This is a genomic window from Algoriphagus sp. PAP.12, assembly GCF_026652115.1.
GTDB lineage: Bacteria > Bacteroidota > Bacteroidia > Cytophagales > Cyclobacteriaceae > Algoriphagus.
This window is the reverse complement of record NZ_JAPPSQ010000001.1, coordinates 176,335-200,287: the sequence shown is the minus strand read 5'-3', so window position 1 is coordinate 200,287 and position 23,953 is coordinate 176,335. Positions and strand designations below refer to the sequence as shown.

At 40.4% G+C, this 23,953-nt stretch carries 17 protein-coding genes; 10 read left to right on the top strand and 7 right to left on the bottom strand.

Annotated features, from left to right (window positions below; genetic code table 11):
- Positions 1–2: 2 nt before the first annotated feature.
- Together O0V13_RS00800 and O0V13_RS00795 are read right to left on the bottom strand one after the other, a co-directional pair.
- Complete coding sequence (locus O0V13_RS00800; protein WP_268033092.1) at positions 3–1,067, bottom strand: lysylphosphatidylglycerol synthase transmembrane domain-containing protein; 1,065 nt, start codon at positions 1,065–1,067, stop codon at positions 3–5.
- 2 nt (positions 1,068–1,069) lie between these two features.
- Positions 1,070–1,819 (bottom strand): segregation and condensation protein A, encoded by a 750-nt coding sequence (locus O0V13_RS00795; RefSeq protein ID WP_268033091.1) that lies wholly within the window; start codon positions 1,817–1,819, stop codon positions 1,070–1,072.
- A gap of 179 nt (positions 1,820–1,998) precedes the next feature.
- Here O0V13_RS00795 and dxs point away from each other — a divergent pair, with 179 nt between their 5' ends.
- Together dxs and O0V13_RS00785 are read left to right on the top strand one after the other, a co-directional pair.
- Positions 1,999–3,912 carry a 1-deoxy-D-xylulose-5-phosphate synthase gene (gene dxs / locus O0V13_RS00790; protein ID WP_268033090.1) on the top strand — a complete coding sequence of 638 codons (1,914 nt, stop codon included), beginning with the start codon at positions 1,999–2,001 and terminating at the stop codon, positions 3,910–3,912.
- 3 nt (positions 3,913–3,915) lie between these two features.
- Entirely contained in the window at positions 3,916–4,683 is a 768-nt protein-coding gene (locus tag O0V13_RS00785) for an alpha/beta fold hydrolase (RefSeq protein WP_268033089.1), read from the top strand.
- Between the two features lie 271 nt (positions 4,684–4,954).
- Here the strand turns inward: O0V13_RS00785 and prmC are convergent, their stop codons facing one another.
- Positions 4,955–5,791 carry a peptide chain release factor N(5)-glutamine methyltransferase gene (gene prmC, locus O0V13_RS00780; RefSeq protein WP_268033088.1) on the bottom strand — a complete coding sequence of 279 codons (837 nt, stop codon included), beginning with the start codon at positions 5,789–5,791 and terminating at the stop codon, positions 4,955–4,957.
- Positions 5,792–5,842: 51 nt separating this feature from the next.
- Here prmC and O0V13_RS00775 point away from each other — a divergent pair, with 51 nt between their 5' ends.
- From O0V13_RS00775 to O0V13_RS00740, 8 genes are all read left to right on the top strand, one after another.
- Positions 5,843–5,980, top strand: a complete 138-nt coding sequence (locus O0V13_RS00775; protein ID WP_268033087.1) for a hypothetical protein — start codon at positions 5,843–5,845, stop codon at positions 5,978–5,980.
- A 241-nt stretch (positions 5,981–6,221) separates the two neighbouring features.
- Positions 6,222–7,412, top strand: coding sequence for an RsmB/NOP family class I SAM-dependent RNA methyltransferase (locus tag O0V13_RS00770; protein WP_268033086.1), 1,191 nt, complete (start codon positions 6,222–6,224; stop codon positions 7,410–7,412).
- Positions 7,413–7,565: 153 nt separating this feature from the next.
- Positions 7,566–8,615 (top strand): hypothetical protein, encoded by a 1,050-nt coding sequence (locus O0V13_RS00765; RefSeq protein WP_268033085.1) that lies wholly within the window; start codon positions 7,566–7,568, stop codon positions 8,613–8,615.
- A gap of 234 nt (positions 8,616–8,849) precedes the next feature.
- On the top strand, positions 8,850–12,224 hold the full coding sequence (ileS, locus tag O0V13_RS00760; protein ID WP_268033084.1) for an isoleucine--tRNA ligase: 3,375 nt from the start codon (positions 8,850–8,852) through the stop codon (positions 12,222–12,224).
- Between the two features lie 17 nt (positions 12,225–12,241).
- The gene (locus O0V13_RS00755) at positions 12,242–12,865 is read left to right on the top strand and encodes a lipoprotein signal peptidase (protein ID WP_268033083.1); all 624 of its coding nucleotides are present in this window, start codon (positions 12,242–12,244) and stop codon (positions 12,863–12,865) included.
- Positions 12,866–13,055: 190 nt separating this feature from the next.
- Positions 13,056–15,998 carry a DEAD/DEAH box helicase gene (locus O0V13_RS00750; RefSeq protein WP_268033082.1) on the top strand — a complete coding sequence of 981 codons (2,943 nt, stop codon included), beginning with the start codon at positions 13,056–13,058 and terminating at the stop codon, positions 15,996–15,998.
- A gap of 216 nt (positions 15,999–16,214) precedes the next feature.
- On the top strand, positions 16,215–17,561 hold the full coding sequence (locus tag O0V13_RS00745; protein WP_268033081.1) for a PhoH family protein: 1,347 nt from the start codon (positions 16,215–16,217) through the stop codon (positions 17,559–17,561).
- A gap of 347 nt (positions 17,562–17,908) precedes the next feature.
- Entirely contained in the window at positions 17,909–18,139 is a 231-nt protein-coding gene (locus O0V13_RS00740) for a hypothetical protein (RefSeq protein ID WP_268033080.1), read from the top strand.
- 133 nt (positions 18,140–18,272) lie between these two features.
- Here the strand turns inward: O0V13_RS00740 and O0V13_RS00735 are convergent, their stop codons facing one another.
- The 4 genes from O0V13_RS00735 to uvrA all read right to left on the bottom strand — a co-directional run bounded on the left by O0V13_RS00735 (position 18,273) and on the right by uvrA (position 23,868).
- Positions 18,273–19,028, bottom strand: coding sequence for a LytR/AlgR family response regulator transcription factor (locus O0V13_RS00735; protein WP_268033079.1), 756 nt, complete (start codon positions 19,026–19,028; stop codon positions 18,273–18,275).
- Between the two features lie 122 nt (positions 19,029–19,150).
- Complete coding sequence (locus tag O0V13_RS00730) at positions 19,151–19,885, bottom strand: LytR/AlgR family response regulator transcription factor (RefSeq protein ID WP_268033078.1); 735 nt, start codon at positions 19,883–19,885, stop codon at positions 19,151–19,153.
- 12 nt (positions 19,886–19,897) lie between these two features.
- Positions 19,898–20,956 (bottom strand): sensor histidine kinase, encoded by a 1,059-nt coding sequence (locus O0V13_RS00725; protein ID WP_268033077.1) that lies wholly within the window; start codon positions 20,954–20,956, stop codon positions 19,898–19,900.
- 80 nt (positions 20,957–21,036) lie between these two features.
- Positions 21,037–23,868 (bottom strand): excinuclease ABC subunit UvrA, encoded by a 2,832-nt coding sequence (uvrA, locus tag O0V13_RS00720; RefSeq protein ID WP_268033076.1) that lies wholly within the window; start codon positions 23,866–23,868, stop codon positions 21,037–21,039.
- Positions 23,869–23,953 lie beyond the last annotated feature (85 nt).

Below are 23,953 nucleotides of genomic sequence, written 5' to 3'. Positions count from 1 at the left end.
GATTAGTCCTTTTTAGCTTTTTTCTTTTTGAAAAATACCTGTCGAATCCATCTCGGGAGGAAAATCGCACCCAAAATCAAATAAGGATAGTAAGAGAATAATCTCCAGAGAATACTTGTGATAAAGGTGTAATTCCCCAAAAATTCAGTGAAGAACTGACCGAAGAAAAACTCAGCAGTACCGGAACTACCGGGAGTTGGGGAAATCATCATCACAATCCACATAATCACCTGCCGCGCGAAAACAATCACGTTTTCATTAAGGTCTAGAGGGACAAATGCAGAAATCAGGGCATTCAGCATCAGATATCTGGAGCTCCAAATGAAGATGGTCGCTAAAATGATCGGTATCCAATACCGCCAGTTTTTACCGGAAAGCTCCTTGGATGCATCTATGATTTGATTGCCATATTCTACCGCATCATGTTTCCATTTTCGGAGCCATTTGATTGAGAAAATCTTGATCAAAACCCACTTAAATACGCGAGGTCTGTAAAATAATGCTGCAGCCATGACTAAGCTGTAAACTGCATAAAGCGTATAGCTAAGCCAGAAAATTGCCTCCATACTATCCTGGAGCTGGGTTTCCAGAACTTTGCTGCTCGGGAAAATATGCCCTTTGGCAAAAAAGAGAATGATGGGTGCTCCAATGACAAAGAAAAGATTGTCCAGGATTGCCGTCACCATGACGTAAGCAATAGCTTTGCCCAGCTTGATTCCTTCTTTATTTAGAATGAAAATCGCCACAGCTGTCCCTCCAACCACGGATGGTGTGACCGCAGAGGCAAACTCCCAAAGAATGATGACGTAAATGGCCCTGACCCAGGTGAGATCATGTTGGGTGATTTCCCGAATCCGATACACATAGCCCAAGTCGCGAAAAAGAATGACTATGATTGCTAGAATTAGCCAAGGGATGGACGCGTCAAAAACTCCCTTTAAGGATTCCTCATTGACAGATGGATCGAAATAAAACATCGCAAAGACGATCCCTAATCCAATCAGAACCGGTACCCAAACCTTGTTAGGATTTAAGGTTTCGAAGATTTTTTTGTTGTCTATCTTCATATTTAGGCTGTAGCGAGAGGCTCAGTCTTTTCTACCCAAAAATTATTGAATCCTTCTCCGATTACGATAGTCACTCGGGAAAGTTGTAGCAGTTCGAGGATTGCCAAAAAGGTGTATATAACAAATATTTTATCGGGTTTGTAAGTGATAAATTCTGAAAACGGTACTTGTTTTTTAAAACTAATTTTCTCCAACACAAAATCTTTTTGTTGCTCGATGGTATATGGATATTGGATGACTGTATGTTTGGTCTCTTCGATTCTTGAGGCCATTTTGGCCATGATTTTTTGAAAGACTTTCAAAAGCTTGTAGAGATCCAGATCCTGCATTTCAGCATCTACATCATCCACTTTTCTTAAAGCCTTCAATTCTGCAGCAATATTCCCTCTTTTTTCTTTGGAAAGGCGATCGGATTCCAAAGATGCGAGGTCCTCAACTACAGATTTGTACTTTTTATACTCCAATAAATTTCGAATCAATTCCTCTCTGGGGTCTATTTCCTCACCTGCCTCATTGTATTCTGGTCGGGGTAGGAGCATTCTGGATTTGATCTTCATCAAAGTAGCGGCGAAGAGAATAAATTCACTTGCCACTTCTATTTCCATTTTCTCCAAATGATGGATATAATCCAGAAAGTCATTGGTAATCTTGGAGATAGGAATGTCGTAAATATCCAGTTCATCCCGCTCTATGAAAAAGAGCATCAGGTCGAAAGGTCCTTCGAAGAGCGGTAATTTGATTTCGAAACTCAAGGGATATTTAAATTAATGGGTTAATTTTGCCACCTTGTAGCCAAAGATATTCAATTAACGTAAATTAATTGGATTTCTGGTCAGAGAATGAAGGTGCATGGATTAGTTGTTGTACTAAGTAAAAAACATTCCAACACAATTAAAGTTTATCATTCCAGACCATAAAACACTTTGAATAAATGCTGATCAAACCAGGAGAATTACTTGCTCAAATAGACAGTCCTGAGGATTTGAAAAAATTCCCGAAGGAAAAGTTAGTCCAGATATGCGATGAATTGAGAAACTTCATCGTGGACAATGTCTCTGTCTATGGAGGACATTTTGGTGCAAGTTTAGGTGTAGTGGAGTTGACAGTGGCTTTGCACTATGTGTTGAATACTCCTGAGGACCAGTTGGTTTGGGATGTTGGTCACCAGGCTTATGGCCACAAAATCTTGACAGGAAGAAGGGATCAATTTCATACCAACCGTTTTTTTGGTGGAATTTCTGGCTTTCCCAAGCGAAAAGAAAGTAAGTATGATGCATTTGGAGTTGGTCACTCCAGTACTTCTATTTCTGCAGCATTGGGGATGGCAGTTGCATCCAAATACAAGGGTTCTGGAATCCAAAATGTTGCTGTGATTGGAGATGGATCCATGACGGGAGGGATGGCTTTCGAAGCGATGAACCATGCCGGAGTCTCTGATTCCAATATCCTGATTATTCTCAATGATAACTGCATGGCTATCGATCCTAATGTCGGTGCCTTGAAAGATTATCTTACTGATATCACCACTTCTCATACCTATAACAAGGTAAAAGATGAAGTTTGGAAGCTTCTTGGAAAGTTCAGCAAGTTTGGAAGCTCTGCTCAGGAAGTTATTTCCAAAGTAGAAGGTGCCATCAAATCTGCGATTCTACATCAAAGCAATTTATTTGAGTCCTTGAACCTTCGATACTTCGGTCCAGTGGATGGGCATGATGTTCATCACTTAGTGGAGGTCCTCAATGATTTAAAAGATATTCCCGGTCCAAAAATCCTTCACTGTGTTACAGTAAAAGGAAAAGGATATGAACCAGCTGAAAAAGGAAATCAAACAACTTGGCATGCTCCAGGTACATTTGATAAGGTTTCTGGGGAAATATTCAAAAAGACTCCTTCTAAGCCTCAAGCTCCAAAATACCAGGATGTTTTCGGACATACTTTGGTGGAATTAGCCGAGCAGGATGAAAGAATCATGGGGATTACCCCCGCAATGCCGTCCGGCTCTTCTTTGAATATCATGATGGAGGCTATGCCAGACCGTGCTTTTGATGTGGGGATTGCTGAGCAGCATGCTGTTACTTTCTCTGCGGGTCTTGCCACCCAAGGTTTGAAGCCATTTTGTAATATTTATTCCACATTTATGCAGCGGGCCTACGATCAGGTAGTCCATGATGTGTGTTTGCAGAATCTACCTGTTGTCCTTTGTTTGGATAGAGCTGGTTTTGCAGGAGCAGATGGTCCGACTCACCATGGCGCTTATGACATTGCGTATTTCAGATGTGTGCCAAATTTGGTAGTAGCGGCTCCAATGAATGAGCAGGAATTGAGAAATATGATGTATTCTTCTCTTTCTCATGAAGGGCCTTATTCGATTAGATATCCAAGAGGAAAAGGTGTGATGCCTGAGTGGAGAACTCCATTTGAGCAGATTCCATTAGGTCAAGGAAGAATTGTCAAAGAAGGCGAAGAAGTAGCTATCTTAACAATTGGTCATATAGGGAACTATGCTGTTGAATCTTGCAAGAATCTAGAAGCTGAAGGACTGAATCCGGCTCATTATGACATGAGATTTGTAAAACCATTGGATGAAGAATTACTCCATGAGGTTTTTGGCAAATTCAAAAAAGTCATCACTGTCGAGGATGGTTGCCTGATGGGTGGCTTCGGCTCTGCTGTTTTGGAATGGATGATGGATCATGGATATCAGGCTCAAGTGAAGCGTTTGGGGATTCCTGATGAAATCATCGAGCATGGAGAGCAAATCGAATTGCAGAAAGTCTGTGGATTTGATCCTGAAGGAATAGCCAATGCCGTAAGAAGCCTCTCAGAGGTTGAGAAAGTGAGCTAACATATGTCTTCCATTAATTTTTTTGAAAAGGGCGAAGGTCAGCCCATTGTTTTGATTCATGGTTTCTGTGAAATCGGGGCCATGTGGAGTGATTTTGTGGAGGAGTTATCATTGGATTTTCGTGTAATTTGCCCTGATCTTCCTGGTTTTGGAGGTAGCCCAATTTTCCAGAATCACTTCTCTTTAGAAGATGTAGCAGTTCTCTTAGATGAATGGTTGGAGGAGAATGACATTGTTAATCCGATTGTAATAGGCCATTCTTTAGGTGGATATGTGACTTTGGCTCTTTTAGAGTTGATGCAAAGTCAATTGAAAGCCGTTGGATTGTTTCATAGTACAGCATTTGCCGATGACGAGGAAAAAAAGCAAATGAGAAACAGGGCTATTTCATTTTTGAAAAAGAATGGATCTGAAAAATTCGCCACTGCTTTCGTTCCCCAACTTTTTCCAGAAAATAGAAGAAAGGAATTAGCAACAGCTATCGAAACCGCAGTGGAACAAGCCAAGGAAGCTACTTTGGAAGGACTGATTGCTTTTACAGAAGCCATGAGAGATCGAAAAGATCGATTGGAGGTTTTGGAGGCTTTTTCTGGGCCAAAATTGATGATTGCTGGGACCAAAGATAGTTCCGTGAAAATCGAAGCCAGCAGGGCCCAAAAGCATGCTTTTACAGATTACTTTGAATTGGGAGATACAGGCCACATGGGGATGTTTGAGCGGAAAGCCGAAACCATCTGGATGGTTCGTGATTTCTGTATGAAATATTTATAATCAAAATTCATTTCTCGTTCTCTGATTTAATTATTTTTTTCACCTGGAAAAAAATTACCTGAGAAAATCCCTTAGCCATATTTAAGGAAACTGACTTTAGGTTTATCCATAATTTAAAATTTGGCGGTGGGTAGACGCAGCAGTGGGGAGCGCGTTGGTTGTGGGAGGAGGCTTTGCTGTATCTTGATTTTTCCGTTCTTTTTATCAGGAAAAAATAACAAGAAATGCCTTAAAAAATGTGGATTTTTTAGTTAAAGTAAATTTTTAAAGTCTACTCAAGTTTTCCTTTCACAATCCTGTCCTTTCCATTCAAATCCTGGATACATTGGACTTGCATATACCCCAGTTTTTGTACTAGTTCCACGACACCTTTTCCATATTCCTCGTGGATTTCAAAATAGATTTTACCTCCTTTTTTTAGTGCTAAAAGTCCTTTTTGGGCTATTTCTCTGTAAAATAACAAAGGGTCCGAATCAGGAACGAAAAGCGCTAAGTTTGGCTCGTAATCCAGCACATTTTTATGCATCAATGCTTTGCCTTGCTCAGGGATGTAAGGTGGATTGCTAACCAAAATATCCAAATCATTTTCTGGAATTGGGTTTTTTAAAATATCACAAACCAACCAATTCACTTGAGCATTATGAGCTTCCCCGTTCTTTTTGGCAATCTCCAAAGCTTTCCCAGAAACATCTATTCCAGATACTTTGGCGGAGTTCATCTCTAGAAATAATGAAATGGGAATACAGCCTGTACCTGTCCCGATATCTAGGATTTTTAGGTTGGGTTGTGGATTTTCTTTGATAATCAAATGAACCAATTCTTCCGTCTCATTTCTTGGAATCAAAGTGTCCTGATTGACGAAAAATTCTCGGCCATAAAAAGGGGCTTTTCCCAAGATATATTGGATGGGTTCTCCTGTTTTCAGTTTTTCAAAATCAACAAACAATTGCTTTGGCAAATTTTGATCATCGACAAGATTGATTCTTTCCATTGGTTTGAGTCCCAAATGGTGTTCAAATAGCCACGAAACCAAATTTTGGGCTTCTTGAAAATCATAGATTTCCAGTTCTGAAGCCCAGTTTTTTACCAAGGAATTGTAATTGATCATGTGTAGCGAATGGCTGAATTGGATCGTAAAAGTAAAACCAAAGAAACCACTATGAAAAAAACACTTTTACTTTTATTCTTTTTGACACTTCCTATCCTGCTTTTTTCTCAAGAAAAGGGGAAGCTCTATTTCGAGCTTGATGGAGATTATTGGGAAAAGCTCATGACAAGATTTGGGAGTCAGAGCTAATTTTATAGAATTCAAAAAACAAAGTATTCTTTATAATGAAGAACCCTATTTGTCTTTCGGTTACATATCCTTTCCCAATTATCAATACATAGGTCTTTCTAATTATTATGGATACCGATACTACTATGGCTCAGCTGTAGCGCGGGAGGGTATCAGAATTTCTTTCCTATTTCAACCCTTTTAGCCTTCGAAATCAAAAGACTCAGAAAGAAAAACTACCTTTGTGCAGAATTTCTTTCTGATGAAGCTACATAACAATACAATTCGAGGAGTCCATTCCGCTTTGGAAGCAATTTTCAAAGAAGGACAATATGCTGACAAAGTGATCGAGCGCACCCTGAAGTCCAACCCGAAGTGGGGAGCAAGGGACCGATCTTTTATCGCTGAAACCACCTATGAAATGGTTCGTTGGTGGAGATTGATCAATTATTTGAGTCCTTCAGAAAGTTATTGGGATTTGTTTGGAACCTATTGGTTGATGCAGGGACATTCCTTGCCACCATGGGAGGAGTTTTCTGGAATCAACCCGGAAAGGATCAAAGCGAAATACGAAAAATTGGAAGATCCATCTTTGTTGGAGTCTATTCCGACTTGGCTTCATGAGATGGGACAAAAGGAGCTTGGTGACAAGTGGGAGCAAGAAATCCATAGCTTAAATGAGGAAGCGGAAGTAGTCCTTCGCGTGAATACTTTGAAAACAACCAGAGAAAGGTTGAAGAATCAATTGGCTGAAGATGGGATCAAAACCTACATCGTCAAAGGCTATCCGGATGCTTTGATCTTGGAAGAAAGGCAAAACGTCTTTAGAAATCCAGCATTCAAAGAAGGGCTTTTTGAAGTTCAGGATGCTTCTTCCCAATTGGTTGCAGCAGCTTTGGCAGTGGAGCCGGGAATGAGAGTAATTGATGCCTGTGCCGGAGCAGGTGGAAAATCCCTACACTTGGCGGCATTGATGGACAACAAAGGAAAGATTCTTTCCATGGATGTGGAGGAGTGGAAACTTCAGCAGACCAAATTGAGAGCTCGAAGAGATGGAGTTTCTATCATCGAGAGAAAGGTTATTGAAGGTTCAAAAACCATCAAAAGATTGAAAGAATCCGCCGATAGATTGCTTTTGGATGTGCCTTGTTCCGGATTGGGAGTTTTGAGAAGAAATCCTGATACCAAATGGAAATTGAGCCCTGAATCCATAGCAGATGTTCAAAAGACGCAACAGGAGATCATTCAGTCCTACTCTTCCATGGTAAAAAAAGGAGGGCAAATGGTTTATGCAACTTGTAGTATTCTTCCTTCAGAGAATCAAAATCAAGTTGAGAAATTCCTGGCATCAGAAGCTGGTCAGGATTTCGAATTGATTGAAGATCAGAAAGTATTGGCTCAAGAGAGTGGGTTTGATGGATTTTACATTGCCAGGCTCCAAAGAAAGCCTTGATTAAAAGATAAGTACGAAGCCGGGGAATAAACTCCGGCTTTATTTTTTTTTATATGAATAGGACCAAATGACCTAGGATCAAAATACGACAAATGCCTCATTTTTTAGGAATGGTATTCCTCTCAATTTTGGGAACCTAACCATTCAAAAATTATGAAAAGTCTATTATTTGTTTTCCTGTTCTTATTCATAGAGTTCATGCCGGGAACGGTTCTCACAGAAAAAGATATAAAGGTCACCAGCTACAACAAGAAAAATCAGCATTCCAAAGCCCCTAAAAAGGTATTTATTAAGAGTTTCAAGGCACTTTTTGAAGTGTATGAAGAGGCTTCTGCTTCTGTTTCTGGCTCCAAAAAAGAAAGAGCAGATAGAACCACTTTCACTTCTGGGACATCAACGAGCCTGGGTGTTCAGATTTCCGGAGTTGATGTGGATGATTTTCAAAAAATGATCAATGATGCCTATGCAGATTTTGTAAGTCAACTGACTAGTCAGGGTTTTGAGATTATTACAGCAGGAGATGTTCAAAAGTTTGAGTATTTCTCTGATTGGACATTGGTAAATGGAGGAGCCTCATCCGATGCACAGGCTCAGGGATTTGTAATGGTCACTCCAGAGGGCTTTGATTACTTGGTGAAAAAGGTCTCCAATAGTGGAAAAGAGAAGTTCGGATTTAACTTGACAGACCCTACTCCCAAAATGTCAAAGGCCTTGGAGAATGTCTACGTTGCCGATGTCAATTTTGTGTTTCCTTTCGTCAATTTGGATGCGGATGCTTCTCAATGGACCAAGACGACCTCAGTGAAAGCTAAGATTGATTATAGAATTGATCCAATTGTAGATCCTAGTGAGAACAACAGATCCATTGGTGGAGGGGGAGCTAATTTGCTTTCTCAGGTAAGATTTGTTTCCGGATTGGATATCGGAAGCAATCCATTGTTCCATGCCAAAGTTGAGCCAAAAAAGGCTGTTTCTTTTGAAGGAGTATTTGCGGACAAAAAAATCAAAGAAGTGACTCAGGCCCAATCTGAAATGTTCTCAAAAACAGGATATACTCAGTTGGTCATGACTTCTGGAGATCAGAAAAAAGTGGCTTCTCACTTTGCAGAGTGTGATCATGATGCTTATGTCAATGCGGCTTCTGGATCAATGAAAGATTTGATTGATGCAGGTATGGCAAATTTGGCAGAAATGACAAAATAAAGATTAGGTTTAGCGGGTTTCTCAAATAGGCTGTCCATTGATCGGATGGCCTATTTTTTTACTGAAAATTCCTGGATATGAATCATTATGGCTCAATGCTAAAGGGATAAGTCAGAAGGGATTTGTTTTTTCTTTCCCCCGAAGCGCATTTCTTCTATCTTTGTGGCTTGTTTTGAGCGGGATGGCATTTTTGCTGCCTGCATTCTTCACCTAATCTCCACAAGAAAGGATATTGTGAAAACGTATCAGGAATTTAAACAGGTGGATTATCCTCATATAGGGGAATCCATCCTTCAGTATTGGAAAGAAAATCAGATTTTCGAAAAGTCAATTGCAAACCGCGATGGTGCGGAGACCTTTACCTTTTTTGAAGGTCCCCCTTCGGCAAATGGTACTCCGGGTATTCACCACGTGATGGCTCGTACTCTGAAGGATATTTTCTGCCGTTATAAGACTCTCAAAGGTTTCCAAGTGAAGCGTAAAGGAGGTTGGGATACCCACGGTCTTCCTGTTGAACTTCAGGTAGAAAAAGAACTGGGAATCACCAAAGAGGATATCGGTACCAAAATCACTGTTGAAGAATACAATAAGAAGTGTCGTGAAACTGTCATGCGCTTCAAAAATGAATGGGATGACCTGACCGAAAAAATCGGTTATTGGGTGGATCTGGATGATCCATACATCACCTTCGATAGCAAATACATTGAGACTCTATGGTACTTGTTGAAGAAGTTGTACGACAAGGATCTTCTATACAAAGGCTATACGATTCAGCCTTATTCTCCGGCTGCAGGGACTGGTTTGTCCTCTCATGAGTTGAACCAACCAGGTACCTACAAGGATGTGAAGGATACTTCTATTACTGCTCAGTTTAAACTGAAAGGGGAGGAAAATACCTTCATCTTGGCCTGGACGACTACTCCTTGGACTTTGCCTTCCAACTCAGCTTTGGCGATAGGTGAAAACTTGGATTATGTGAAAGTGAAAACTTTCAACCCATATACTCACGAAGCTGAATTTGTGATTTTGGCGAAAGCCAGAATGGCAGCCTATCTGAATCCAAAGGCAAACGACCTGAAGGTGGAGGATTACAAGGCAGGTGATAAATTGATCCCTTATGAGATCGTTGCTGAATTCAAGGGCAAGGATATGCTGGGCTGGGGATACGAGCAATTGTTCCCAATTGATGCTTTGGCACTTCCGAATCCGGCGTTTACAGTGGTTTCTGGAGATTATGTGACGACAGAAGACGGTACTGGTATCGTGCACTTGGCGAAAGCTTTTGGTGCGGATGACTTTAGAACATTGGTTCAAAATAATGTGCCAGGTGTATTTGTCAAAGATGATTTGGGAAATGACATCCCTGTTGTCGATAAGCAAGGAAAATTCTTGCCTGTAGTGGGGGAGTATTTGGCTGCAAAAATGAAGGAGCATGGAATCACAGCTCATAAAGAATATGGTGCTTCTGATTTCTATGTAAAAAATTATACTGAGGATGATGAGAATGCCCCGGATTACAAAAACACGGATGTAATCATCTCCATCATCTTGAAAAATGAAAATAAAGCCTTCAAAGTAGAGAAATACGAGCACAGTTATCCCCACTGCTGGAGAACTGATAAGCCTGTTCTTTATTATCCTTTGGAAAGCTGGTTTATCAAAACCACCGCTTACAAAGATAGATTGGTGGAATTGAACAAAACCATCAACTGGAAACCTGAGGCAACCGGTACAGGTCGTTTCGGAAACTGGTTGGAAAACTTGGTGGACTGGAACCTGAGCCGTTCAAGATTCTGGGGAACCCCACTTCCTATCTGGAGAACAAGTGATGGGACTGAAGAGAAATGTATCGGTTCGATTGCTGAATTGAATGCTGAGATCGAAAAATCCATCGCTGCTGGTTACATGGAAAAATCTCCATATGAAGGGAAAGAGTTGGATTTGCATAGACCTTATGTGGATGACGTAGTATTGATCTCCGAAAAAGGAGAGAAAATGTTCCGTGAGCCAGATTTGATTGATGTTTGGTTCGATTCAGGTGCCATGCCTTATGCGCAATGGCATTATCCGTTCGAGAACGAAGAGGTATTTAAGGCTAATTATCCAGCTGATTACATTGCTGAAGGTGTGGACCAGACTCGTGGATGGTTCTTTACACTTCATGCCATTGCAGGGATGCTATTTGATAGTGTTGCTTTCAAAAATGTGATCGCCAATGGCCTTGTTTTGGACAAAAACGGCAACAAAATGTCCAAGCGATTGGGCAATGCTGTGGATCCTTTCAAGACTTTGAAAGAATATGGTCCAGATGCCTTAAGATGGTATATGCTTAGCAATGCCAATCCATGGGATAACTTGAAATTCAATCTGGATGGTGTGACAGAAGTGCAGAGACGCTTCTTTGGTACCCTTCAGAATACCTATAATTTCTTTGCGCTTTATGCAAATCTGGACGCTTTTGTTTATGACAAAAGTAAGGCGGTACCCGTTGCACAAAGAGCAGAGTTGGATCAATGGATTATCTCTAAACTTCAGTCTTTGATCGCTGAGGTGGAAGAAGCCATGGACAATTATGATGCGACAAGAGCTACTCGTGCCATCATGAACTTTACCGTGGATCAATTATCCAACTGGTATGTGAGATTGGCCAGAAAGAGATTCTGGAGAGGGGATATGAATGCGGATAAACAGGCTGCATACGAAACATTGTATGAGTGCTTGCTGACCCTTACTCAATTGATGTCATCATTTGCTCCTTTCTATTCCGATTGGTTATACAACAACTTGACTGAGACGGGTGCTGAAGGGAAAGAATCCGTTCACTTGACGGATTGGGTAGCAGCAGATCAAGCATTGATCAATAGTGATCTGGAAGCCAGCATGGATTTGGCGCAAACAATCTCTTCACTGGTTCACTCCTTGAGAAAGAAAGAAAAATTAAAAGTTCGTCAGCCGCTTCAAAGAATCTTGATTCCTGTGTTGAGTAAGAAGGTTCAGGCTCAGATTGAGCACGTTGAGGACCTGATCAAGACCGAGGTAAATATCAAAGCAATCGAGTATATCGATGATGCATCCGGAATTTTGGTTAAAGATGTAAAACCTAATCTGCCTGTTTTGGGTAAAAAACTAGGGCCTAAGATGAGATTTGTCGTGGCGGCTATCAAATCATGGGGACAAGATGAAATTGCCCAAATCGAAAGAGAAGGTAAGTTCCCTGTAGCTGTGGAAGGTGAAACGATAGAAATCTTGTTGGATGAAGTCTTGATTTCTTCTCAGGATATCCCTGGCTGGTCTGTAGCTTCTGATGCCGGAGTAACTGTAGCTTTGGATGTAACCTTGACAGATGAATTGAAGCAGGAGGGAGTAGCGCGTGATTTGGTTAACAGAATCCAGAATCTTAGAAAAGACATGGGGCTGGAAGTTCAAGATAAAATCAAAATCCAAGTGGCCGAAGGAAATGAATTAGTGACCAAGGCCGTTCAGTCTTTCGGAGAATATATTCAGTCCGAAACTCAAGCTTTGAGTTTGAAGCTTTCAGCGGAAGCTGAAAAAGGAACAGTCTTGGATATGGATGATTTTGAGATTGCAGTTTTGGTTGAAAAGGCCTGATTGCTGAAAAAATAGAAATGAATAGATACTTAAAATATTTCGGGATTGCTCTTTTGGTGATTGCCATAGACCAAGCAGTCAAAATGTTGGTTCACTTCCAGATGGATTTTGGAACACCTGGACAGATTAAGATTTTTGGCGATTGGTTCAAGCTTCACTATACCACCAATCCCGGGATGGCTTTCGGAATGGAACTGGGGACAGAATACGGTAAAATGATTCTGACTACTTTCCGGTTGGTAGCCATGGTAGGTATCGGTTATTATTTATATTATATAATACAAAAGAAAAATCATCCTATTTATATAGTATGTATAGCGATGATATTAGGCGGCGCTATTGGTAACCTTATAGATTCTATATTCTATGGGGTTTGGTTAAACAATGCCCCTTATGATGCGTCCACACCTTGGTTCCATGGTCAAGTGGTAGATATGTTCTATTTCGACATTTGGGAAGGTTATTTGCCTGAATGGATGCCACTTTGGGGCGGACAATACACGGCTTTATGGCCTATATTTAACGTGGCAGATGCGGCGATTTTCGTGGGTGTTGCGATTATATTGATATTTCAGGGACGCTTTTTTCCCGATAAGCATCCCGAACCCAAAGATCAAGAGCCAGTCGAGTTAGAGAAATAATAGAAAACCCTGCAATAGTCCAACATTGCAGGGTTTTTTGCTTCATTTTCCCAAAAAACAAAGCAAAACTCGTCTTTGGGTCGCTATTTTTCTTAATTTACGGGCTATATACTTGAAAAAAGCCCCAAATTCTTTCCCTTGGTATTATGTCTTTTGCTGAGATGTAATAACAAGTTGAGCCTTAATATTTATGATAGTAGACGCTGACAAGCCCTTTCAGATTGTTTATTCTATTTTTAATCACGAGTATCTTGGATTACTATTTGAATCCTTTGTGGTACAAATAGATGATAAAGGAAGACTTTCTTATGCTTTCCAAAATATTTCTTCAGCGAACGCCCAAGAGTTTGATGAAGGTTTGGATGAAAGAGATTATAAATTGATCAAACTCATGGATGGTATGCAGCCAGAAGAGGTGATCAAATCTTTTATTCCAAAGAAAAAGAATATCAGGCCAAAGGACTTTTTGCAAAAAATCTTTGATCCCAAAACTGAGGACAAAACTACCCAAACTCTTTTGGAAGCTAGATTGGAAATCCAGCGATCCAAAATTTTGCCTCTTTTGGTGGGGAAAAGATTGTTTGAGATGGGAAGTGATGGGAATCCGACTTGGAAAGAGATAACAGTCAATGCTGAAAAAGCTACCGTCCTTTTCCATTTTCATAAAAACCCAGAAAATACGCACTATTGGCCGACCATCAAGTTCAAAGGAATAAAACTTGAGTGGCAATACAAAGGCGGCTATTTGATTTGTAAAGAACCGGCTTGGTTGATAGTCAATGATCAGCTTTTCCAATTCGAAGGAGATTTGGATGGGAAAAAACTGCAGCCTTTTCTGAATAAGAAATTTATTGTCATCGATAAAAAGCTCGAGCCAACGTATTTCCGAAAGTTTATGGCTCCTTTGCTGACACAGTATGATGTGGATGCAAGAGGTTTTGAAATCACCGTAGATCGAGGGAAGCCAGAAGTTTTACTCAAAATTCAAGAATTGCCTGGTAATCAAGGCAATGATCTTTTTGGGAAGGAAGGGGAGCAATTGGAGGAGGATAAGATGGTCTTCGAACTGAGGTTCAAATACGGAGAGGCTGATTTTCCTGTAGAAAAAGGAAATGATAATTCTGCGGGAAATTCTGTGGCTTTAGTGGAAAGAGGGGGTGAATTTGTATTCAAAAAAACGATTCGTAGTCTTCAAAAAGAAAAGGCCTTTGGCAAATTGCTCCATGATTTAGGTTTGGAGGTGAGGGAAGGGAAAATTGCCTTACCCAAGACGCAAGCCTTCGAATGGATCGGGGAAAATGAAGAGACCTTGGAAGAAAAGGGGATCAAGATTATTCAAAGTAAAAATGCTTCAGGAAAGACCTACCACATTGGTCGGGCTAATATTGATATTGAGGTCAATGAAAATATTGACTGGTTTGATGTAAAAGCTCAAATCAAGTTTGGAATCTATTTGGTTCCTTTCGCCAAGATCAGAAGGATGATCATGAAAGGGAAAACGGAATTCGAATTACCAAATGGAGAGATTGCCGTAATTCCGGCCTCTTGGTTTGTTAATTATTCTGAGCTTTTCTCTTTTATGGAAGAAGGTGAAGCTCAGGATTCCATCATTATGCGAAAGCATCACTTGGCATTGGCAAAGCAGTTGGAAGAGGGGAATTTGGTACAGTTGACATTGAGTAGAAAGCTCGAGAAGCTTCGTGATTTCGAGTCTATCGATGATTATGATCTGCCTTGCTACTTTGATGGGACTTTGAGACCATATCAAAAGGCTGGTTATAATTGGCTTCGCTTCCTGAATGAATTCCGCTTTGGAGGTTGTTTGGCAGACGATATGGGTTTGGGTAAAACAGTTCAGACCTTGGCCTTATTGGCTCATGAGAAGCAGGAAAACCCAGGATTTTGCTCTTTGTTGATCATGCCTACGTCTTTGATTTACAACTGGGAATTGGAAGCTAGAAAATTTACGCCTGAGCTGAAAATCTTAGTTTATACGGGTACGCAACGAATCAAAGATCCTTTTAAATTTAGAGATTATGATTTGGTATTGACTTCCTACGGTATTACACGACTGGATGTGAATATCATGAAGGATTTCTATTTCAATTACATCATTTTAGATGAGTCCCAGGCCATCAAAAACCCAGGATCCAACATTGCGAATGCTGTCAATAAATTAAAGAGTAAGCAAAAGCTGATTCTGACAGGTACTCCAGTTGAAAATGGAACAATGGATCTTTGGTCTCAAATGAATTTTGTGAATCCGGGCCTTTTGGGAAATCAGAATTCTTTCAAGAATCAGTTTTTACAGCCTATAGAAAAGCAAAATGACAAAGACAAAGCAGCAAAGCTTCATTCTTTGATCAAGCCTTTCATACTACGTCGATTGAAATCTCAGGTGGCTACAGATCTTCCTGAGAAAATCACCAATGTTAAATACTCTGCGATGACAGCGGAGCAGGAGAAAGTCTACGAAGAAGTAAAGAGCTATTACCGAGAAAAGATCATTGGGGAGAATCCTTTTGCTGGTCGAAGTTCTCAGCAGTTCACATTGCTTCGTGGCTTAACTCAGTTGAGACAGATCGCCAATCACCCTAAATTGGTTAGAGAGGACTATCAAGGAGAGTCCGGTAAGTTGGAGGATATCACATATATGCTTCAGTCTACCATTTCTGAGGGACACAAGGTTTTGGTGTTTAGCCAGTTTGTGAGGCATTTGGCGATTGTGAAAGAATACTTGGATGAGCAAGATATACCATATGCTTATTTGGACGGAGCGACCAAGGATAGACAAGGTCAAGTAGAGAAATTCCAAGAGCAAGAAGATGTTAAGGTGTTCCTGATTTCCTTGAAAGCCGGTGGTGTAGGTTTGAATTTGACCAAAGCTGAATATGTATTCTTGCTTGATCCTTGGTGGAACCCAGCTGTCGAGGCACAAGCAATTGATAGAGCTCACCGAATTGGACAGGAGAATAAGGTCATCATCTATAAATTCATCAGTAGAGGCTCCGTGGAGGAGAAAATCATGGCCCTGCAAGATAGAAAGCTTGCACTTGCCGGTGAGTTGATTTCCACCGAAGAAAGTTTTATGAAGAGCTTGGATCAAGAGGATATACGAGCCTTGCTAGATTAGAATAATTGAGATTTAAGAGATTGAAAGATTGGGAAAAGGCTATTTCCAATTTTTCAATCTTGATATTTTTCAAAATCGAAATTTAAAAATTTGAAAGTCAGGACGATAGGATTGGCTTTAAGTTTCTTAACCATAATTTTTTATGCTTAAGTGATTTTCTAGGATATAATTTTTTAACTTATATCATACCTATTACCACTAATACATTTCCTGCACATGCCTAGAGCGAAAGCCGAAAAAGATCGGAAAATCTTTGTGCTGGACACATCCGTGATCCTTTACGCACACAACTCCATTATGAATTTTGCTGAACACGATGTAGTCATTCCAATCACGGTTTTGGAAGAGCTGGATCAGTTTAAAAAAGGCAATGATACCAAGAATTTTGAGGCCCGTGAGTTTATCCGATTACTAGATAAGCTTTCCAAAGACAACATGATTCATGAATGGACTCCTTTGAATGGGAAAACCAAAGGGAATTTTAGGGTCTTGATGAATCCTGAGAATAAAATTAACGCCAACGTGATTTTTGGAGAGGAGAAAAACGATCACAAAATCCTAAATGCAGCACTTTATCTCAAGGAAAATGAGAAGAACCGAAAGGTGATCCTGGTCTCCAAGGATATCAACCTGAGACTGAAAGCCAAATCTCTCGAGATCCTTGCAGAGGATTACGAAACCGGAAAAATCAAGAATATCAACGAGCTTGAGAACACAGGCAAGTACTTCTTGGATGATGTAGATCCCGATACAATCAACAAATTGTATGAGCAGGGTTATGTCGAGGCCAAATCGGTTCTGGGCACTCGAAAGCGGAAGGCAAATGCCTATTATATTCTGAAGAGCGACAAAAATTCTGTCCTGACTTATTACAATCCAGAGGACAATGTTTTGGAGAGGGTAGATAAAAAGCTTGCTTATAATATCAAACCGAAAAATGCCGAGCAAACCTTTGCGCTCCATGCTATTACTAATCCGAATATACGTTTGGTATCTATTCAGGGTGTTGCTGGTACAGGAAAGACGCTATTGGCTTTGGCTGGGGCTTTGGAGCAAAGAAGAGATTATAAGCAGATTTTCTTGGCACGACCAATTGTTCCTCTTTCCAATAAGGACATTGGTTACCTTCCTGGCGATATCAAGTCCAAATTGAATCCTTATATGGAGCCACTTTGGGATAACTTGAAATTCATCCAAAATCAATATAAGGAAACGGACAAGGAATATCAGAAGATCACCGAATTGGTCAACCAAGAGAAATTGGTGATTCAACCATTAGCTTATATCAGGGGGAGATCTCTGTCCAATATTTTCTTTATCGTGGATGAGGCGCAAAACTTGACTCCACATGAGATCAAGACCATCATTTCAAGAGCAGGTGAAAATACAAAGATTGTATTCACTGGTGACGTGCATCAGATTGATACTCCTTATCTGGATTCTCAGTCCAATGGCTTGTCTTATTTGATTGATCGGGTAAAAGATCATCCGCTATACGCACATATCAAATTAGAAAAAGGAGAACGCTCTGAATTGGCCAATTTGGCGAATGAGCTTTTGTAGAAATTAGGTTAAAAAACATTTAGCTGAGAGGGACGATAAGTCCCTCTTTTTTTGGCTTTTCCTACTGTGAGTCAGAGCGGAATCGAGGATTAATCTTTTTCATTGGAATAGCTAAATGAAATTACTTAGAGCATAAGAGATCGGAATGAAATTTTTTCAGACTTTATGTAACCTTAGCTTTACCAAATATTGTTCGGTTTTTTGTCCGCGGTTGGCAAATTAGTGTTCGGTAACGTACACCTTCCAAATGTTAAAATGCTGAATAGAGCTATTTTAGGCCCTTTTTTTAGTTTGGGACAGTTTTGGCAATAGGGATATCATACGAAATTAAACCAAATATAATTGCCATGATTACTTCAATCTTCACACAAAAAAATATCTGTGCTGCACTCGGATTGGCAATGGCGATGACCATCGTTATCAAAGCAAAATCAGAGAGCCATTCGGCACAGCATACTGCCCGATTTGAAATTACTAAACCAACTCCACAAGTCGGAAATGAAAAAGCAACAAGTCCTGAAGCCGTTCAGGTAGACATTTACAAAATTGAGGATTCCCAGACTTCCGGGAATTCCTAAAGACAAACTCGTAAGGGTTAATTTGGTTGATTGTTTGGTTAATAAAAAAGGTGGGTCTTACCCACCTTTTTTTTGTGCTAAAAAAAAGGCTGCCTTATTTCTAAAACAGCCCTCAATCCGGTTTAAGTGGTTTTTAACTTTCTGTAATTGTATTCAATTTCGCCAAAAAGCTATTGTAATATTGTCTTCCTACCTGTACTACCGAGCCTTGCTTCAAGGTGATTTCTTTGGTATTGAAGCTTTCGATTTGACCTAAAGAAAGGATGTATGACTTTTGAACCCGAAGGAATAAATGAGAAGGAAGGATTTCTTCGATCTCCTTCATGGACTTTCGAATATTGTAATCTCTGTTTTTGGTGAAAATCGTCACCATATTACCATTGGCCTCTACATAGTAGATTTCGTCGTATGGAACCTTTTCAAATGCATTGTCAGCTTTGATAAAGACTGCATCAGTTACCAAGAATGGACTTTCTGTAGAAGTTTTGACTGCTGCAGCCTCAGGAGCAGGTTTGGTTCTCTTGTTATAAAGAACAATCTCTACAATCGCATGAATATCGTTGGTATTGAATGGCTTCACGATAAAGCCTGCAGGTGCGATTCTTTTAGCTCTTTCGATGATAGTAGGATCAGAGTAAGAAGTTACAAACACCAATGGAGCATCCACCATCTGCTTGACAATTTCCCCTAGTTCAATACCATCCTTGTCGCCCTTGAGCTTGATATCCATGAATATCAAATCAGGACGGTATTTTTTGATGACCTTGATACACTGATTGGCCGAATTGGCGATATCAATGTTGATATACCCGAGGAGTTCTAAGATCTCCTGAATATTCTCCGCAATGCTTGGGTCGTCCTCGACAATTAGAATCCGCTCTTCTTTCATGAGTTTTGCAGATAATGCGTTTTATTGGTTATAATATGACTAAAAACTATTGCTAAAAGCTAATAACCACTAATTACAGAATTTTATTCGGGAAATCAAATGCTTTTTTTTGTCTATGAAAGTTATAGACTCATCATTTCCTTGAATCTCGCTGCTTGTCTGCGGCTTACCTCAATTCTGTCTCCTCCTCTTAAGGTAACTACAAGACCTCCGTTGAACCAAGGCTCGATCGCTTCGACCCATCCTAAGTTGATGATATGCTTTCTGCTAGCACGGAAAAAGGACTTTTCATCCAGTCTTTCATCCAACGCATTCAATGATTTATGGATCATTGGCTTAAAATTGTCGAAATAAACTTTGATGTAGTTTCCATCTGATTCGAACAATCTCACATTGGAAAGTCTTACAAACCAACATCTGTCCCCATCTTTGACAAAGACCTGGTCATCCAGAGTTAATTTCTTATTGCTGGAAGAAGTAGGTTCTTCCTCACGTTTGCTTTGAGCATCAAATTTTCCGGAAAGTTTCTGAATAGCTTCTTCCAATCTTTTTGGTTCGATTGGTTTCAAAAGGTAATCCAAAGCATTTACTTGGAAAGCTTTCAGAGCATACTCATCATAAGCTGTGGTGAAGATGACATGAGGGACATTGTCCAACTCCTCTAAAAGATCAAAACCAGTTTTTTCCGGCATTTGAATATCCAGAAAAATCACATCTGGACTCAATTGATCAATTTTCTCTTTTGCATCTTCTACATTGACAGCTTCTCCGACTACTTCGACGGTTTCCAGCTGATTAAGTAGGGTGATCAGCTCCTTTCTGGCCAATCTTTCGTCGTCAATTACTATGGCTCGCATTATATATTCGTTTTATGATTCGAATGTAACTCTTTGTTTCGGGATTTTGATTTCAGTGATAACGTATTGATTTCCAGAATTGAAAATTCGGAAGCTCGCTTTTTCTCCATAAATCAAACGTAATCGCTGTACAGTGTTGCTGAGACCATGCCCGCCATCAGCTTTCGCCTTCAAACTAGGGGGGGTGGCAAGGTGTCCGCTATTTTTCACCTGAATATACAAATCATCCTCGAGACCTTCTCTGCATTTTATCTCAATTAGACCTCCCTTGACCAAATTTGAGATGCCATGCTTAATGGCGTTTTCTACAATGGTCTGAAGCATCATTGGGGGGATTTTATAATTAAATGCCTCGTCTTCAATATTGTACTCGACTTGCAGACGCTCTTCAAAACGAATGGATTCCAAAGTCAGGTAGTCCTTAACTGTATTCAATTCGTCCTCAAATTCGATGGTTTGTTTTTTATCCATCATCAAGGAAAAGCGAAGGATATTGGAGATTCGGGTGATTGCTCCTTTTGCTTTATCAGGATCTTCATCAACCAAAGCCCTAACAGAATTGAGCGCATTGAAGATAAAATGAGGATTCAGTTGGCTTTTTAGGTGATTAAGACGGATTTGGTTGATCTTAGCTTCGTATTTTAATGTGGTGTTGTAGTTGTCCAAGAAGTGGAAAAGAAAATACAACAAAAACCACATGGCATAAAAGAGGAAGGCAAAAAACAGGTTCGCCAGAATCACCATAATTCCGAAATCTCTTTGAGAATCCAGAATGCCAAATGATCCATTTATCAGAAATTGAACAACAACATTGACAAAGCTTAAAGCCAACATTGACAATACGGACTGAAATAATAATTGGGATATTCCTAGCTTAAACCAATCGTACTTTTTTACTATAAATCGCAGAAAATGCGTGGAAAGTAAATAGAATATAGAAATGGCTATGAATGCCCATGTTTGTACAGAGGAGATTCCCAAATCTGAAAGGGAAACAAAGAAAATTTGTACAAAGGCGATTCCTCCCCAGCCGAGGATTTGTAATAGCCAATATAAGCTGATGCGATTCATAGAACCTCAAAGATACTGAAGCTTGAGAAAGGAAAATTTGGATTGTGATAAAAGGAATATAGCTCTGATTTGCCCCTAAATCAGCTATTTAATTCCAGTTTCAAAAATTTTCCTGTGTAACTTTTTGGATGATTTGCAACATCTTCCGGAGTCCCACTGACAAGAATATTCCCTCCTTTGTTTCCACCTTCTGGTCCCAGATCTACTACATAATCCGCTACTTTGATCACGTCAAGATTGTGTTCGATGATCAAAACAGTATTGCCTTTGTCTACCAACTTTTGGAGTACTGTCATCAACATAGCTATGTCTTGAAAATGAAGTCCAGTCGTCGGTTCATCCAAAATATAGAATGTCTTCCCGGTATCCTTTTTGGAAAGTTCTGTTGCTAACTTCACACGCTGAGCCTCACCACCTGAAAGAGTTGTGGCATGTTGTCCCAATGTGATATAACCTAAACCTACATCGTTTAAGGTTTTGATCTTACGAAGAATCTTTGGCTGGTTATGGAAAAACTCGACTGCTTGCTCCACTGTCATATCTAAGACGTCAGAAATAGATTTTCCTTTAAATCTGACTTCCAGTGTTTCTCTGTTATAGCGTTTTCCTTTACAGGTTTCGCATGGAATGTGAACATCCGGTAGGAAGTCCATTTCGATCAATTTCATTCCTGCGCCTTCGCAATCCTCACATCTTCCTCCTTTCACGTTGAAAGAGAATCTGCCCGGTTTATAGCCACGGATTTTTGCCTCTGGTAATTCAGTAAATAATGTTCGGATATCAGAGAATACACCTGTATAGGTTGCTGGATTGGATCTAGGAGTTCTGCCGATAGGGGATTGGTCTACCTCGATTACCTTGTCCAAATGCTCCAAGCCTGAGAAACTCTGATATGGCATTGGGTCTTTTTTCGAATTGTAGAAATGCTGGCGAAGGATCGGATACAAAGTTTCGTGGATCAATGTACTCTTTCCGCTTCCAGATACTCCTGTGATCAAAGTCAATGTGCCTAGAGGAATCTCCAAGTCTACATTTTTCAGGTTGTTCCCTGACGCACCTTTCAAAATCAAACTTTCTCCTTTTCCTTTTTTGCGTTCCTCAGGAATTGGGAGGCCAGTTTTACCTTTGAGATAATTGGCAGTTACTCCTCCTTGTTTGAGGATTTCCTTAGGAGTTCCTGACGCCACTACATGTCCGCCATGTCTACCAGCGCCTGGGCCCATATCTAGAATATAGTCCGACGCCAGCATCATGTCTTTGTCATGCTCGACAACCAATACAGAGTTGCCCAAGTCGCGAAGGCTTTGAAGTGCCTGAATCAATTTGACATTGTCTCTTTGATGCAAACCAATACTTGGCTCATCCAGGATGTAAAGAACGCCTACCAATTGGGTTCCGATTTGAGTCGCCAATCTGATACGTTGTGCTTCTCCACCTGAAAGAGTTCGGATAGGTCTATTTAGGGTCAGATAATTCAGCCCGATATCCAACAAGAAACCAATTCGCTTGCGGATTTCTTTCAAAACTTCTTGAGCGATGATCTGTTGCTTTTCAGTCAACTTTTCCTCAATGCCATCAAACCAATTACCCAAGGTTTGAATATCCATCATCGCCAACTCACCAATGTGATTTTCGGCGATTTTGAAGTGTAGAGCTTCTTTTTTCAATCGGTAGCCATGGCAGTCTGGACAAGTTTGAGTTACGGTAAATTCCGATACCCAATCTTGAATTTTTTCAGAACTTCCCTCCTGATATTTCTGAAGGAAATTCACAATCCCCTCGAAAGTGGTATGCCATTTTGTTCCCGGATATTTAACGGAGTCTACAGCCACTTCGACTTTGTCTCCATAAAGAAGTACGTCAACCACATTCTCTGGAAGCTTTTCGATAGGCGTACTCATGCTGCATTTGTAATGCTTTAGTATGGCTTCGATTTTCTTGAAAATCCAGATGTCTCTATATTCTCCCAGAGGTGCGATTCCTCCTCTAGTAATGCTCAATTTTGGATCTGGAATGATACTTTCCTTGGTGACTTCTTCTGTAATCCCCAGTCCATTACAAGTTGGGCAAGCACCATAAGGGCTGTTGAATGAGAAGGTGTTGGGAGCTGGTTCATCATAAGATAGGCCGGTCTCAGGATCCATCAGGTATTTGGAGAAATGATGGATTTCACCGGATTCCTCACGGATCATCATCACCCCTTTTCCATGCTGCAAAGCTGATTTGAGCGATTGAGTGATGCGGAATCGATCAGCTTCATCAGCCACGATTCTATCGATGACAATCTCAATATCGTGGATTTTGTATCTGTCGACTTGCATCTTTGGAACCATCTCCATCACGACACCATCCACTCGAACTTTCGAGAATCCCATTTTTCGGATTTGCTCAAAAAGCTCTCGATAATGTCCTTTTCTTCCTTTGACGACAGGGGCCAGGATGTATAATTTCTTTCCTGAAAATTTTGAGAAAAGCTGTTCAATAATCTGATCCTCAGTCTGGCGGATCATTTTCTTGCCCGTCTCATAAGAATAGGCTTCCCCAGCTCTGGCATAAAGCAATCGCATGAAATCATAGATTTCTGTAACTGTGCCGACTGTGGATCGAGGGTTTTTCGAGGTGGTCTTTTGTTCAATAGCAATTACAGGAGATAGTCCATTGATTTTATCTACATCGGGTCTCTCCATTCCGCCCAAAAATGAACGGGCATAGGCAGAAAAACTCTCCAGATATCGTCTTTGTCCCTCAGAATAGATGGTGTCAAAAGCCAAAGAGCTTTTTCCACTGCCACTGAGACCTGTGACTACCACCAGTTGATTCCGTGGAATCTTGATGTCCAGGTTTTTTAAATTGTGCTCTCGAGCACCAAAAATCTCAATAAATTCTTCCTGTGCAGCAGGGGCTTGACTCATAATTTATGGGAAAGATTTAAAGGGCGAAGGTACTGATTTATCGCTTGATCTGCCAGATTTATTCAAATAACCAAAAGATGCATCC

Coding starts and splice junctions, on each gene's coding strand:
- O0V13_RS00800 (WP_268033092.1), bottom strand. CDS start 1,067: ATGAAGATAGACAACAAAAAAATCTTCGAAACCTTAAATCCTAACAAG.
- dxs (WP_268033090.1), top strand. CDS start 1,999: ATGCTGATCAAACCAGGAGAATTACTTGCTCAAATAGACAGTCCTGAG.
- O0V13_RS00785 (WP_268033089.1), top strand. CDS start 3,916: ATGTCTTCCATTAATTTTTTTGAAAAGGGCGAAGGTCAGCCCATTGTT.
- prmC (WP_268033088.1), bottom strand. CDS start 5,791: ATGATCAATTACAATTCCTTGGTAAAAAACTGGGCTTCAGAACTGGAA.
- O0V13_RS00775 (WP_268033087.1), top strand. CDS start 5,843: ATGAAAAAAACACTTTTACTTTTATTCTTTTTGACACTTCCTATCCTG.
- O0V13_RS00770 (WP_268033086.1), top strand. CDS start 6,222: ATGAAGCTACATAACAATACAATTCGAGGAGTCCATTCCGCTTTGGAA.
- O0V13_RS00765 (WP_268033085.1), top strand. CDS start 7,566: ATGAAAAGTCTATTATTTGTTTTCCTGTTCTTATTCATAGAGTTCATG.
- O0V13_RS00755 (WP_268033083.1), top strand. CDS start 12,242: ATGAATAGATACTTAAAATATTTCGGGATTGCTCTTTTGGTGATTGCC.
- O0V13_RS00750 (WP_268033082.1), top strand. CDS start 13,056: ATGATAGTAGACGCTGACAAGCCCTTTCAGATTGTTTATTCTATTTTT.
- O0V13_RS00745 (WP_268033081.1), top strand. CDS start 16,215: ATGCCTAGAGCGAAAGCCGAAAAAGATCGGAAAATCTTTGTGCTGGAC.
- O0V13_RS00740 (WP_268033080.1), top strand. CDS start 17,909: ATGATTACTTCAATCTTCACACAAAAAAATATCTGTGCTGCACTCGGA.
- O0V13_RS00735 (WP_268033079.1), bottom strand. CDS start 19,028: ATGAAAGAAGAGCGGATTCTAATTGTCGAGGACGACCCAAGCATTGCG.
- O0V13_RS00730 (WP_268033078.1), bottom strand. CDS start 19,885: ATGCGAGCCATAGTAATTGACGACGAAAGATTGGCCAGAAAGGAGCTG.
- O0V13_RS00725 (WP_268033077.1), bottom strand. CDS start 20,956: ATGAATCGCATCAGCTTATATTGGCTATTACAAATCCTCGGCTGGGGA.
- uvrA (WP_268033076.1), bottom strand. CDS start 23,868: ATGAGTCAAGCCCCTGCTGCACAGGAAGAATTTATTGAGATTTTTGGT.